Origin of the sequence: Collinsella sp. AM33-4BH, assembly GCF_003469205.1 — a bacterium.
Classification (GTDB): Bacteria; Actinomycetota; Coriobacteriia; order Coriobacteriales; family Coriobacteriaceae; genus Collinsella.
Map to the genome: position 1 here is coordinate 138,831 of NZ_QSIN01000007.1, position 14,597 is coordinate 153,427.

At 56.7% G+C, this 14,597-nt stretch carries 9 protein-coding genes and 1 pseudogene; 3 read left to right on the forward strand and 7 right to left on the reverse strand.

Annotated features, from left to right (window positions below):
* Nucleotides 1–122: 122 nt before the first annotated feature.
* The gene (gene nifJ / locus DW821_RS06860; RefSeq protein ID WP_118066209.1) at nucleotides 123–3,662 is read right to left on the reverse strand and encodes a pyruvate:ferredoxin (flavodoxin) oxidoreductase; all 3,540 of its coding nucleotides are present in this window, start codon (nucleotides 3,660–3,662) and stop codon (nucleotides 123–125) included.
* A gap of 451 nt (nucleotides 3,663–4,113) precedes the next feature.
* Nucleotides 4,114–4,596, reverse strand: a complete 483-nt coding sequence (locus DW821_RS06865; protein ID WP_118066211.1) for an FHA domain-containing protein — start codon at nucleotides 4,594–4,596, stop codon at nucleotides 4,114–4,116.
* Nucleotides 4,597–5,112: 516 nt separating this feature from the next.
* Between DW821_RS06865 and DW821_RS06870 the strand changes: the two genes are divergently transcribed.
* The 3 genes from DW821_RS06870 to DW821_RS10130 all read left to right on the forward strand — a co-directional run bounded on the left by DW821_RS06870 (nucleotide 5,113) and on the right by DW821_RS10130 (nucleotide 7,054).
* Complete coding sequence (locus tag DW821_RS06870) at nucleotides 5,113–6,471, forward strand: radical SAM/SPASM domain-containing protein (RefSeq protein ID WP_082421808.1); 1,359 nt, start codon at nucleotides 5,113–5,115, stop codon at nucleotides 6,469–6,471.
* 169 nt (nucleotides 6,472–6,640) lie between these two features.
* Nucleotides 6,641–6,844 carry a hypothetical protein gene (locus DW821_RS10125; RefSeq protein ID WP_124785779.1) on the forward strand — a complete coding sequence of 68 codons (204 nt, stop codon included), beginning with the start codon at nucleotides 6,641–6,643 and terminating at the stop codon, nucleotides 6,842–6,844.
* 30 nt (nucleotides 6,845–6,874) lie between these two features.
* Nucleotides 6,875–7,054: a hypothetical protein gene (locus DW821_RS10130; protein WP_147324165.1), complete on the forward strand. Its 180-nt coding sequence runs from the start codon at nucleotides 6,875–6,877 to the stop codon at nucleotides 7,052–7,054.
* Nucleotides 7,055–7,940: 886 nt separating this feature from the next.
* Here the strand turns inward: DW821_RS10130 and DW821_RS06880 are convergent.
* The 5 genes and pseudogenes from DW821_RS06880 to DW821_RS06900 all read right to left on the reverse strand — a co-directional run bounded on the left by DW821_RS06880 (nucleotide 7,941) and on the right by DW821_RS06900 (nucleotide 14,547).
* On the reverse strand, nucleotides 7,941–9,569 hold the full coding sequence (locus DW821_RS06880) for an ABC transporter ATP-binding protein (RefSeq protein ID WP_117564924.1): 1,629 nt from the start codon (nucleotides 9,567–9,569) through the stop codon (nucleotides 7,941–7,943).
* A gap of 695 nt (nucleotides 9,570–10,264) precedes the next feature.
* Nucleotides 10,265–10,531 (reverse strand): annotated as a pseudogene (locus DW821_RS10440) (methyltransferase); the annotation flags it as partial.
* Nucleotides 10,532–10,858: 327 nt separating this feature from the next.
* Nucleotides 10,859–11,797 (reverse strand): FHA domain-containing protein, encoded by a 939-nt coding sequence (locus tag DW821_RS06890; protein WP_022094220.1) that lies wholly within the window; start codon nucleotides 11,795–11,797, stop codon nucleotides 10,859–10,861.
* A gap of 3 nt (nucleotides 11,798–11,800) precedes the next feature.
* Nucleotides 11,801–13,645, reverse strand: a complete 1,845-nt coding sequence (locus DW821_RS06895; protein WP_118066213.1) for a hypothetical protein — start codon at nucleotides 13,643–13,645, stop codon at nucleotides 11,801–11,803.
* Nucleotides 13,642–14,547, reverse strand: a complete 906-nt coding sequence (locus tag DW821_RS06900) for a hypothetical protein (protein ID WP_118066215.1) — start codon at nucleotides 14,545–14,547, stop codon at nucleotides 13,642–13,644. The genes DW821_RS06895 and DW821_RS06900 overlap by 4 nt, the downstream gene beginning before the upstream one ends.
* Nucleotides 14,548–14,597: the final 50 nt, after the last annotated feature.

Here is a 14,597-nt window from a genome sequence, read left to right on the forward strand (position 1 = left end):
GCTGACCTTCGCGGACACTCCGCAGGACGAAAGAACCCCCGCCGCACGTAGTGCGCAGCGGGGGTTCTTTCATGTCCGAGGACGTCCGCGAAGGTCAGCCCTCAGATCCTGCGGTGGGAGACTTAAGCCTCGTTGTACACCGTTTTGAGCTTCAGCAGGTGCTGATAGCGGTCCATAGCGGCCTGCTCGTTCTCCTTGAAGAGCTCCTCGGCGCGCTCGGGGAAGGAACGCGTCAGCGAAGCGTAACGGGCCTCGTTCATCAGGAACTCCTGATAACCGCCCGCGGGCTCCTTGGAATCGAGCGAGAACTTCTTGCCGGCAGCAGCCTCGGGGTTGAAGCGGAAGAGGTTCCAGTAACCGCACTCGACAGCCTTCTTCATCTCGGCCTGGCAGTTCTGCATGCCGCCCTTCTTGATGGAGTGCATCTCGCAGGGACTGTAGCCGATGATGAGGGACGGGCCGTCGTAGGCCTCGGCCTCGTGAATGGCCTTGAGGGTCTGAGCCGGGTTGGCGCCCATGGCAACCTGTGCCACGTAGACGTAGCCGTAGCTCATGGCGATCTCGGCCAGAGACTTCTTCTTGGTCACCTTACCGGCAGCGGCGAACTGAGCGACCTGGCCCAGGTTCGAGGCCTTGGAGGCCTGACCGCCGGTGTTGGAATAGACCTCGGTGTCGAAGACGAAGACGTTGACGTTGTGGCCGGAAGCCAGGACGTGGTCCAGGCCACCGAAGCCGATGTCGTAGGCCCAGCCGTCGCCGCCGAAGATCCAGAAGGACTTCTTGGTGAGGTAAGCCTTGTCGGCGAGGATTGCCTTGGAAGCGTCGCAGCCGCACTTCTCGAGCTCGGCAACGTAGGCAGCGGCAGCAGTCTTGGAGGCCTCGGCGTCGTTGACGGAGTCGATCCAAGCCTGACCGGCGGCCTTGAGCTCATCGGACGGACCATCGGCAGCGATGATGTCCTGGGTAGCGGCGATCAGCTTGTGCTGAACGGCCTCATAGCCAACGGCCATGCCCAGACCGTGCTCGGCATTGTCCTCGAACAGGGAGTTGTTCCACGCCGGGCCGTGACCGTCCTTGTCCTTGCAGTAAGGAGCGGTGGCAGCGGGGTTACCCCAAATGGAGGAGCAGCCGGTGGCGTTGGAAATGAACATGCGGTCGCCGGCGACCTGGGTCACCAGACGTGCATAGGCGGTCTCGGCGCAACCGGCGCAGGAACCAGAGAACTCCAGGTAGGGCTGCTTAAACTGGCTGCCCTTGACGTTGGCCGCGATGAGCTCCTTCTTCTCGGAGACGTTCTCGACCATGTAGTCCCAAACGGGCTGCTGGTCCATCTCCTGCTCGGTGGGAACCATCTCGAGGGCGCCCTTGGGGCAGACCTTGACGCAGTTGGTGCAACCCATGCAGTCGAGCGGGGACACAGCCATGGTGAACTTCATGCCCTTGGCCTTGGGGCCCATGGCGTCGAGCGTGCGGGTAGCCTCGGGCGCGGCGGCGGCCTCGTCCTCGGTCATCGCGAACGGACGGATGGTGGCATGCGGGCACACGTAGGCGCACTGGTTGCACTGGATGCACTTGGTCTCGTCCCAGTGGGGAACGACCACGGCGACGCCGCGCTTCTCGTATGCGGAGGCGCCCAGCTCAAACTGGCCGTCGGCGCAATCGACGAAGGCGGAAACAGGCAGGCTGTCGCCGTCCATGCGATCGATGGGCTCGAGCAGGTTCTTGACCTGCTGGGCGATAGCGGACTTGGTCTCCTCGGAGAGCTCGGCGGGGGCGGCATCCTCGGCAGTAGCCCAGTCGGCCGGAACCTCGAACTTACGGAAGGCGGTAGCGCCGGCATCGATGGCCTTGTGGTTGGCGTCGACGATAGCCTGGCCCTTCTTCATGTAGGACTTGGTAGCCGCGTCCTTCATGTACTGCAGGGCATCCTCGGCGGGCAGGACCTTGGCCAACGCGAAGAAGGCGGACTGGAGCACCGTGTTGGTGCGCTTGCCCATGCCGACCTTGGCCGCCAGGTCGATAGCGTCGATCAGGTAGACGTTGACGTTGTTGTTCGCGATGTAGCGCTTGGCCACGGCGGGCATGTGCTCGGCGAACTCCTCGTCGCTCCACTGGCAGTTGACCAGGAAGGTGCCGCCCGGCTTGACGTCGCGGACCATCTTGAAGCCCTTAACGATGTAGCTGGGGTTATGGCAGGCGACAAAATCGGCCTTGGTCACGTAGTACGGCGAACGAATCGGGGAATCACCAAAGCGCAGATGCGAGACGGTGACGCCGCCGGTCTTCTTGGAGTCGTACTGGAAGTAGGCCTGGACGTACTTGTCGGTGTGGTCGCCGATGATCTTGATCGAGTTCTTGTTGGCGCCGACGGTACCGTCGCCACCCAGACCCCAGAACTTGCACTCGATGGTGCCAGGGGCTGCGGTGTTGGGCGCATCCTCGGCCTCGGGCAGGCTCAGGTTGGTCACGTCATCGACAATGCCGATGGTGAACTCGCGCTTGGGCTCGTCCTTCTTGAGCTCCTCGAAGACAGCAAAGGCGGACGCGGGAGGCGTGTCCTTGCTGCCCAGGCCATAACGGCCGCCGACGACCTTGATGCCCGTCTTGCCGGCCTCGTAGAGAGCGGAGACGACGTCCTGGTAGAGCGGCTCGCCGATGGAACCCGGCTCCTTGGTACGGTCCATGACGGCGATCTTCTGGACGGTCTCGGGGAGAACGTCGACGAAGTGCTTGATGGAGAACGGACGGAACAGACGAACCTTGACCAGGCCGACCTTCTCGCCGTGAGCGTTGAGGTAGTCGATGACTTCCTCAAGCACGTCGCAGAAGGAGCCCATGCACACGACGACGCGATCGGCATCGGGAGCGCCGTAGTAGTTGAACAGGCCGTAATCGGTGCCGAGCTTCTCGTTGATCTTCTTCATGTAGCCCTCGACGACGGCGGGAAGCTCGTCGTAGACCTTGTTGCAGGCCTCACGGTTCTGGAAGAAGATATCGCCGTTCTCGTGGCTACCGCGGGTGTGCGGGTGCTCAGGGTTGAGCGCGTGATCGCGGAAAGCCTGGACGGCGTCCATGTCGCACATCTCGGCCAGATCCTTGTAGTCCCACATGGCGACCTTCTGGATCTCGTGGCTGGTGCGGAAGCCGTCGAAGAAGTTAAGGAACGGGGTCTTGCCCTCGATGGCGGCAAGGTGAGCCACCGGCGAGAGGTCCATGACCTCCTGGACGTTGCCCTCGGCGAGCATGGCGAAGCCGGTCTGACGACAAGCCATGACGTCGGAGTGATCGCCAAAGATGTTCAGGGCGTGGGAAGCGACGCAACGCGCGGAGACGTGGAAGACGCCCGGGAGCTGCTCGCCCGCGATCTTGTACATGTTCGGGATCATCAGGAGCAGGCCCTGAGAAGCCGTGTAGGTGGTGGTCAGAGCACCGGCGCCCAGCGAACCGTGAACAGTACCAGCTGCACCCGCCTCGGACTCCATCTCGACGACCTTGACCGGGGTGCCGAAGATGTTCTTGCGACCCTGGGCCGCCCACTGGTCGACATGGTCGGCCATCGGGCTGGACGGCGTAATGGGATAGATTCCCGCTACCTCGGTGTACGCATACGAAACATATGCGGCCGCCTCGTTGCCGTCCATAGACTTAAACTTACGCGCCATATACCCCTCTCCTCTCATATAGGTATACAGGCCCCGGCGATCGCCGGGATATTGGCGTGATGGGATTTTCGCTGTTGCTTCCAATCATCTGGCAGGCAGACTGAGCAGCAGGTACATGGCGTGGAGAGAAGGCATGCCGAGGCGAGGAGGGCTGCACGCACTCCACAGGCCCAGCTGCCCGTCTTGCACATGACCGGGCGCCGCAAAGGCCGCATACCGGATGCTCCCGGGCACGCCCCGGCGATGGGAAGCGCCCGCAACGGAAATCCGCATGCGGGTTTATTGTACCCCGCCGCCAAGCCATATTTCGGCAAATATAGGTGGGCGGTAAAGGTTTACCTCGGGTGACCGCCAAGGGTCAAAATGATTCCTTCGTCCCCAGGCGATCAGCCCCGGCGTGCCAAGGAGTGTCCCGGGGTGCCGGCAGAAAAGGAACGTCCCTGTCTGCCGGCTAGAGGGCGCCGAGGAGGATGGCGTAGGTGGTGGATTCGCCGAGTTTGAGTTCGTCGCCGGGATTGAGCTGGGCGGAGCGGCCGAGCTCCACCTGGGTGCAGACGCTCGTGGCCCCGTTTACTACCACTGTGCCGTTGGTTGACGACAGGTCCTCGACGTGCCAGGCATTTTGAGCATCGCACCAGATATGGGCATGGCGAGCCGAGACATCGTCGCCGACGTCGGTGATGTCGCCCTCCCCCGTGGCCAGCGCGCCGATCTCGACGCCCTCCTCGCTCGGTTGAATCCAGCGCGGAGCGCTCACCACGTAGCCGTTTTGCACGCACAGCAGTCCCAGCGGATGCGCCGGCGCGACCTCGTGCTCGCCCGCGACCGAAGATGTGCTCAGCGAGCGCGGCGTCGACGTGTCGCCGCCACGGGTCGCATGAGCGCGGCGGCTCGCCCGACTTGGAACTAAGGCGGGCGTGAGAGCAAACGGCATAGGGAACGAATCTTGCGGATGTACTCCTCGACGTCAGGCAGGTAAGCCCCACGAAGTCACCGGGGAGGCCCAAGCGGCCCGGCACCACTTCCAGATTCTGACCAGGGCGAGTCGTTCGCCGGTGGCTGAAGGCTCGCTCCCACCCAAAAGGGGAGATTCGCGTTGTTCCCCAATCGCTCTCGCATCTTTCATTTTGCTCGAGGTGGGCTATAAAAACTTTCCTGGTGAAAGGCGGCGATTGGTTTCCTTTCTTTCTAGAGGAGCGCGCCTGTAATCTGTTTTCATCCTAAATCAAGTTAAGATCGGACCTTCCAGAGGCAAGTCGACTCAAACTGCGAGGCTCCATGTTGGAATAAAGAGCGCTGTCGAAGTGCCAACAACACAAAGCTTGCCAGTCTCAAATAGAACCTTTTGGGAGTCCGATTGGGCCGCACACCGAATCCCCGCTGGTGGTTTTTTATAGCTGCGCAACAATAGACAAGGTTAGTGCCAGTCCAGCATGAAATTGAGGAACGTATGCATTTTTTCTCAGTAAGTGATCGTCGTTACTGCTTCGATGAGGTCACTCGCAATTGCTTTCAGGTTGACCAAGCATCAGAAGATGCGCTTCGCATATTTGAAGCATCGGGAAGAACGGTCAACTCGAAGTTGCTAACAAAGTCACTTGCTGCGAAAGGCTACGACCAAACGACCATAGCAGAACTTGAAGACGACATTGATGAGTATCAACGATTGTCTGAGCGGACTTTCTTAACAAAAGACACGCCTCGAAAACTTAGATCCATCGAACTCCACGTTTCACATGCATGCAACCTTGGTTGTAGTTACTGTTTTGCCGGTAAAGGAGATTATGGAACGTCTCCTCTGCTGATGACAGACGAGATAGCCTTCAAGGCGGTCGACTACCTCGTCGCAAGTTCATCGGAAAACGAAACGCTTGCGATCGTCTTTTTTGGTGGGGAACCCATGATTAACGAGCCGCTGATATGGAAAACGGTCGACTATTCAAAAAGAATATACCCCAATAGAAACTTTACCTATTCTATTACGACCAACGGAACGCTTTTGAATGACACTGCTGTGAATTCTTTCAAGGAGCACGGGTTTTCTGTTCTGATTAGTCTCGATGGTACAGGATGCAAGCACGATGCATCGCGCCCGTACAAGACGGGAGGCGGCTCTTTCTCCGATATCGACAAAAACGTTCGTCGTTTTTCCGAGTCGTTCCCCTTCGGCGCAAGAGCGACCTTAACAAATAATAACTGTAACCTTGTTGAAGACTATCTTCAGTTTAAAGAGATGGGCTTCAGAAGGATTTACTTCTCGCCCGTGAGCTCATTCGATGAGAATATCAAACTCGACGAACACTCATTAAACAAAATCAGGGCGGGCCTAATAGATTTGGCGGATCAATATCTCAAACAGATTGATCAAGGGGAAAAGCCCTTGTTTAGAACATTGAAAACTGCAGTTGATTTGATTATGAGCAACAGGATCGCCTTTGTCGGATGCGGGGCTGGCAGGCGTTTTATTTCCGTGACTCCCGAAGGGGACGTATACCCCTGTCACAGGTTTGTCGGGATGATGCGATTCAAAATGGGCAACATCGTCACCGGAATTGACGAAACTAGGTATATTGAAAACTGGAGTCAGGGTGTCGAAAAAAGAATTGACTGTACGGACTGTTGGGCTCGGTCTTTCTGTGGTGGGGGCTGTAGCTGGGAGGCTGCAGACGAGCACGGCTACTTGCCCAAGAGTCTACACCCTGCATCATGTGAATATAGAAAAATGTGCTACGAGATGGCTTTTGACCTTATTTCCCGCCACTCATCTTCGCAGGAGAAAAATCAACGAGAAGCTACTGTATCGGAATAAGCGGTTCAGCGCATTGCTGTCACCATTGTGGAGGTGTTCGTTCTTCTGATTACCGTCTGCGAAGCTTATTGCTACGTTCGCCGAAACCATTCTAGAAATATGGTGAACTAGACATCTTGGTTTGTTATACACAATATTGAGGTTTTTCTGCACTCAAAGGGAGGTAGTCGTGAAGCATATTCATCCGATTAATCCAGGAAGTGGCGACGAGGCAGGCGTGAAGCCGATGTCTTTTGACTGCCTCTTGGGCATTACTGACATCTGTACTGTTTATGATAAAGCAGATGGCTGTGGTGCATACGATTACTGCGACTATGACATGGATGGCGGCAGCATCTGCGTTGTAGATCACTGTGGCATTGATCAAACGTAGTCTCTAATTGGATTAAGGTGAGGAGCTGTTATGAAGCATATCCATCCTGTTGGTTCAAATGAACATCCTCCCGTTGAGCCTTGTTGTCTTGGAGTTGATATATGCAATTTTTACGACATCGCCGAGTGCCCTGTTGCGGATTGGTGCTATGTCGATAAAGAATCAAGCTGTGTTTTGCCAGCAGATTGGTGCGATCCAGTTGACGAGTAGTTTTGTGGCTAGGAACTATTTGGTCCAATTCAGAATAAGATGGGAACAAATACCAAAATCTCGTGTCTGGGAGGAGTTATGCCATTATTGCAAGGTCTCGTTGGATTAGCCTTTATACTTGCGTTATATCTGGCACCTTTTTTAATTCTATTCTTCATTATCCGACTCTTTCTTCGGAGAAAATAGGAGTGTCACGCAAACATTAGCGTAGCTTTCTTCCAATATGAGCCGAGCATTGGCAAGTGGAATAAGAAGCCCGACCGTTCGCCACATGAAAGTGATCGGACGGGCTTCTCTATTTAACCCGGGCCGCCACCCATAGCGGCTTTCCAAGCGTATTCTCAGTGCAAAGCAATCGTCAGTTTAATCCTATGCGCTGATACCGCATTTCATTTGTTCGGCTCGAATTCTACGGCCTGGCAACCCTCGCACTCTCCGGCAAATGGATTGAACGCGAAGGCAGAGATGATGTGTGCGTGGACATCGAGGCTGCTGTAGGCAACATACTGGGACATGGACCCCCGCTGCGCGTGGTATGCGGCCCGGCATATTCATTGCCGTCCAACCCCGTGTAGTTGCAGCAAAGGGTGGAACCTCAATGCTCAGCTCATGTTGTCCGTGGGACACGAGAATCGTAAGTACACTTTGGTGCGATTCTCACGCTGATACTGAGCCACCTGGAATAAGATACGTCGCGACAACACTTCGCTTCACCTCTGTCTCGACAAGATGACGTAGACTAAAGTTTCCTTTAGTAAGAGAACGAGAACTATATCTGAAAGCGTTGCGATGGCGTGAAGGCACCGAGTCCGAACCGCCTGAATGCTACGTGCATCTGCATCGCCTTTTTGTTATCTCTGCCAGTTGGGTAGCACTACACTTGTCATCATTTACCCTGGTACATGCTGCCTAAATCCACTACCCCTTCTACCGCGCCGACCATCTCGTCATCGTGAGAGACAACGATGATCAGCTGGCTTTGCTTGTTGCGCTTAACATAGGCCGCAAGCTCGGCGCGGCTTACAGCGTCTAACCCAGTCGTGGGCTCGTCGAGTACCAAAACTGACGACTTGCGTGAAATCGCCGACCATAAGTACACTCGGCGCAGCTCACCGCCCGAAAGCGCGGAGCAACGTTTCCCGAGCAACTCCTTCACGCTGTTTTCCAGCGAAAGTAGGCCATCTACACCCCGGTGATAGGAAGAAAAGGGCGTGTCGAAATACTCTAACAGCTCTTTCACCGTTTCGTCCGGCGCGAAGCACGACTGTGGGCAGCACGATATCTCTCTCGCACGTATGTAATCCAAGTCGCATTCTTCGATTGGCACGCCGTTGTATTTTACTTTGCCTTTCGATGAGTATAGCCCGAGCATCAAGTAAAGAAGTGACGTCTTGCCTCTTCCGTTTTCCCCAACTATGCAATATGTACCAGGACCGGAAAACTTGAAAGAAAACCCGCCGAGGACCTCTCGGACAGATCCGTCTGGAAGGGCAACCGAGAATTCCAAATCAGATACCGAAATGTCATTTATTTCATCGAGTTTAGCTAAATCGGTCCGATTCCACCCCGATCTCTCCTTTTCTCTCGTCGCGATAGCCGTCCTATCCCATGATGCTTTGGCATCTTGATAGGATTTGAACAATGACATCATACTTTTCAAAGTCTTAAAGAGAACCGCGAAGTATGTACCGATGATAGTGTACTCGCCTATTGACATAGTTCCGTTAATGATTCGTACTCCGGAAACAACAAGTATCACCGCTTGAAACAACGCTGCGAAAAGACCATCGAGCGATGTCAGAGAATATGATAGCTTTCCGGAGCGCAAAACTTTGGGAAAATAGCTCTTAAACCCAGCGTCGAGCGCTTGTTCGCTCTTGCCGTACGAAGATGTCAGTTGAATGTTGAGAATCTGATTAAGCTGCGATGCAATTGCGGCGTAAAAGGCGCTGTCCGCCTCTTTCTTCTCATACGTGACCCTATACAAAAGTTTCCTCAACCCAGTAATTACACAGAAATACACGATGAGGAGAATGATGGAAAACACCGCGAGAGTTGAATCAATTGACCATATGATAAGCAATACGATGGGAATGGCTACAATGGACAGCGGCGCACTGATAAAATTCGCCAAAACGAAGGATGAGACCACGCTGGAGTCGGAAATAATCCGTTGCGTTGTATAGGCTGGATCGATGGTCCGACTCACCAAGTAATCGTCTCTTTCAAAACGCAAGACGGCCTCCCTGAGAAGATCAAAGGAAAGTCTCGTGGTTATGCGAATGGAAAGTGTTCCTGCAAAATAAGTAAAGAGGGTGGAGAAAACTCCTATTGACGCAACCAGGAGCGCGAAGAGTACGGCGTCTCTTTCGCTGCGGTTACCGAGAAGAAAATCTAAGAATTTCCCGTTCACGTATGGCATGGCATAGGAGAGAGCGGTTCCAATCACCGTGATAGCAATGAAGACGAAAGCCCCTTTTGCTCTGATGAACCTCGAGAGAACGCATCGAATCAAGGAAGGCCCCAATCTACCCGCCACAAAACATCAATCACTGATACCTTACACCTCAACACAACAGGAGCGAAGATTTGCCAATGAGACTGCTTTAAGATTGCCTTGGGCCAATACGATCTCAAGCTCTTCCTACAAGAGAGTCGGAATCGGACATCTCCTCCGACGAACCTGGCAATCGGGCGGTTAAAATATCTTTTTCAACCGCCCGATTGCCACAATAGATTTGAGCATCCGCCCACAAACGTCCGCGTTTTATACCCATCAAATCCTTTGCCTTTTGTCGTCTAGACTAGAAAAATCGCTCGAAATAACGCAACCGGCCTGCTCGCTTGAAGAAACCTAAGCCCGTAACGTAGATGTGCAAACTTCCGAAACGCCTTGCGCGGCATAGTGCGTATAAACTTCGTCAACCGCCTCAGAAATATCTGAGTATCGCGCCGGGTCAAAAGCATACGATGTCGCAGCTATACCCTGCACCCATTCGGAACGCGGATTAATTGAATAGCCACACAGCATCATCATACATGCATCTAGACCTGATTTCCCAAGTATCCGACGTATTGATGAGAGCATCGCGGGTCGCCCCTGCACCATCGTCGTCACCCCTATTAGCAGTATTTACCGTTTTTCTCTAAATGCGTATCGCCACCCTTAAGAATACGAAGTGTTTTATCCAGACCCGATTGTCCTCCATCTCAAACGAAGGGATAAGGAATCTCATCCGGAATCGGCAGTAACGGAGGATTCACAACGACAAGCGAAAAACATGAGTCATCTCTCAGAGGGGAGTAAAGGCTCCCCTCAAGCACCCTAGTTTCGTCATCCAAAGAGTTGATGGCAGTGTTTTTCTTACAAAGGTCGACAACAAAAGGGTTGATTTCTACAGATGTTACATCCATGCCACAGTTGGTAAGTATCAGGCCCTGTATTCTGGGGCCAGAACACAAATCGAGAGCCTTCCGTGCGCTCTGCGGTGTAAGGCGCCAATCTCAGCAAATCTGTCCCACAATACTGCGCTGAAGAACAAGACGGAACCCCTGAGCCAAACTCCCCTATACCTTATTAAGGCTAAGACAGGCAAGTTCACGCACCCGGCATATTCCAGAATAACATCCTATTGTTTTAGATGCTCTACAAGCATGAACAGCCGCGAATCGGAAAGATCTTCTAGTTTCGCCCCGACTGACCGCCAAGGGCCAAAATGGCCCCTCCATCCCCGGGCGACTGGCTCTGGCGCGCCGAGGAGTGTCCCCAAGTGCCGGCAGAAAAGAAACGTCCCTATCTGCCGGCTAGAGAGCACCGAAGAGGATGGCGTAGGTAGTGGATTCGCCGAGCTTGAGCTCGTCGCCGGGATTGAGTTGGGCGGAACGGCCGGGCTCGACCTGAATGCAGACGCGCGTGGCCCCGTTTACCACCACGGTTCCGTTGGTGGACGACAAGTCCTCGACGTGCCAGATATTTTGAGCATCGCACCAGATATGAGCATGGCGGGCCGAGACATCGTCGCCGACGTCGGTAATATCGCCCTCACCAGTGGCCAGCGCGCCAATCTCAACACCCTGCTCGCTCGGCTGAATCCAGCGCGGGGCGCTCACGACAAAACTGTTTTGTACGCGCAGCAAGCCCAAGGGGTGCGCCGGGGCGGGTTCGCGTTCGCCCGCGGTCATCGACATGCCAAGCGAACGAGGCGTGGATGTGCCTCCGCCACAGGTCGCGTGCGCGTAGTCGATGGCATAGTTCACCGAGGACCGCACATCCGCCGAACAACCGACGGCGACAAACAGCACCAGCACGGCCTCGGCGCGCTCGGCGGGCATGAGTTCTGCCGCCTGGGACAGGCGATCGAGCGCGTTGCGATAGAGATTCGTGTCCTGGTGACACTCTTCGAGCGCGCGTACCATCGGTTCACCTGCAGGACCGCACACCATATTGATCACAGCCGTGGAGTCCATGGGATTGCGCTGGCGCAGGGCCAGTTGCGACATAATACGCGCAGCCGAGGTACCGTATTCGGCAAAGTAGCGCTGCTGAAGCGTGCCGACCGGCGCGCGAACGATAAAGCGGGAAACCCAAGAGCGATCGGCGGCTCGGCTCTGCGGGCTGCGGCCGTCGGCGAGCGGACGGGACGAAAGCACCAAGCCGCACAGCTCGATATGGCTCAGATGCGCCGCGCGCTTAAAGATGTCAAACATGGCCCCGCATGGGGTGAGCTCAACTTGAGATGCCATGACCTAGGCCTCCTTGGTCGTAGAAATAGAATCGGACGATACTTCGACAGGTCCGCCAAAAGTACGGGCAGCTGCGGCTCCACCGGCAAGCGGAGTCGCCATCTGGGCTTTTGTGCGTCGCGGTGCCGAAACAGGAAGTTCAAAGGCAAAGCCCATCGCAAGCAAAAACCACGTAAGCGTATAGGTTGCAACCAAAGCGGCAACAAGGCCGCCCATCACGGCGCGTTGGGAAAATACGCTACATGCAGTCACAACCAGTACCGGAACCTCGCAGGCAGAAAGCGCAAGCACACCCTGCAGGAACCCCGAGCGTCGATCGCGCGCAAGTGCCCCCGCGGCAACGCCGGCCATGCCTGGCAGCGCCAGCGCCAGTGCGGCAATAACACCCGGTAGCGACCCAGACCACACGAGCGATCCCAAAGTCGCCGTCACGCGAGCGCCCGACGCCAGCAGCGCGGCCGAAACCACGACCGCAGCCCAAACCACGCCACAGAAGACCGCCGCGCCGACCATCAGCGCGCGACGAACCGCGCGGCCGGACGCATCCATGGGGCACGGCGTGAGCGGCTCGCCGCGGAGCGAACGACCGACATTTTGCGCATAGTGGTCACAAAACGCCGAGAGCGCCGCCTCGACCGCCGCCGGCTCGGGACGATCTTTTTGATGGCTGGACAGACAGGCCATCACCACGTCGAACAGCTGGGCATCGACAAACGCCAGCGCATCGCGTAGCTCCTCGGAATCCGGCTCAAGCCCCAGCTGCTGGGCCTGCTCGGCCGCGGCGAGCGCCACATCGGGCTCGCGATGAAGCAGCTGCGTCAAATCACAACCGGGCGCATGGGCACCAATGGGATAGTCGGGCCGCGTGTCCATCTTGAGACGGTAGGGGCTCGCGATGTCGCGCGTCTTTTTGCGCGAACCCGAGGTGCCCGAAGTGCTCGGCGCGGCTTCGTATGGCGCGACGCCGGCAATGAGCTCGTAAACCGTGCTTGCCGCGGCATAGACGTCAATCGCCGGCGACATACGCAAAGCGCGCAGGTCGGGAATATCGTCGGTGAGCATCTCGGGCGGGGCATAGGCAACCGTCGCGCGACGCAGCGTGGCATAACGCTCCGTAAACGACGCCTTGCCGCCGGTACCGGCCACGGCCGACGCAGGCTCAAGCGCCAGCGACGAGCCAAAGTCGATCAGGCACAGGTCAAAGGTGCCCTCGGCAAGCTGCCGGTCAAGCGGTAGACGCGCCGTACGCACCATAATATTAGCGGGCGAGATATCGCGATGGACAAAGCCCTCGCCCACCAGGCTCATACGGCAGAGCAGATCGAACAGGTCGCGACCCAGACGCGCCGCCACAAGCGGCGACAGGCGTCCGGCATCGTCCACGGCGAGTCGCGAACGCAAGCGGGCGAGCGTCTCGCCCTCGACCCATTCCATGACAATTGCAGGCACACCGTCGACCTCGCCCCAGCCATAGAGGCGGGGAAAGCCCTTAAGGCCCGAAAGGGCGCGATGGCATTCGTATTCCTCGCGAAACGCCGCCTTGAACTTGGCGGCCAGCGCCTCGTGAGCGGCATCGTCGTCAAACTCATCGCGCGTCGGCAAGATGAGCTGTTTGAGTGCCACGGCCTCGCCTTGGGCGTTGACGGCACGCGTCACGCGGCCGATACCGCCACGGCGCATGGCGGCATCGTCGGCAAACAGCATCGTAAAACGACGCAGATAGGCAGGCAGTTCGCCCTGACCGAGCGCAATGGCCGGCTCAAACCCGTCGACACGCGCCAGGCGCAGGCCGACCATGGGATCGCGACCGAGCGATTGTGGTGTGGTGGATGCAAGATCGGTCATCATAGGGCAAGCGCCGCCACGTTATTGTTGAAGTTACCGAGCGCGACGTCATCATCGCCGTAATGGCCGACCCATTGACATAGGTTGGTGTAACAGCCCCACAGATTGGCATACTGCTGATACCACTTTGACCGGGGCGAGAATGTCTGACGACCGAACTCGGCTCGAATGACAAACATCTCCCCGACCAGGCTGTCGCACGGCCTGGGATCTCCCGTAGAGTTATAGGTCGAGACCACGTCATTGGCACGAGAAACATAGCCGTCGAGCATGTTGTACTTGGTTACAAGCCAACTGTGAATGCTCTCTTCCTCAGCAGCGGAAAGGCCACCGGAGTTTGCATCGTTGTCAGCGTTGCCGCCCGTCGAGCCGCCGTTTCCAGACCCTCCGGCAGAGGAACCCGGCCCAGAGCCGCCGCCCAAACTCGACGAATCCGAGCCGGAGCCAGAAGTATCCGAGCTACCGGGCTTTCCGGACTGCTGGGCGTCCTGCTCCTTCTGCCGCTCGACCTTATTCACCGTTGCCGCCACGCTATTGTTGGACAACCGATCGATGATCTTGGTGTTGGTGAGCACGATGGTTTTGCCATTGGCAAGCGTGACTTCGTTGTCCGGGGCCTCGGTGCCGTCCGCGTCGTCAGTGCCAAACACAATATGCGCGACCACACTTGCCCAAGCATATCCAGTCGTGGTGCCCAGGTCACTTTTGACCTCATGCCCTACGCGCGGTTCGCGTGCGGCATGTGCCTGTATCATGGACGGCACGGTCATGCCATAGGCAGAAACGCCAGCTATGACCAGCACCAGCGAGCACGACAGCAGCGCGTACGCCCGAGGCGCCAAGCCCAGTCGGCGTCGCATGCGCACCGCGGCGCCGCGCTTTGTCTGAGTGCCACCGGGCCGCATGCGTTCTCCTCCAATCAGAACCACCCTTAAAAAGGGTGGTTTGCTCTTAG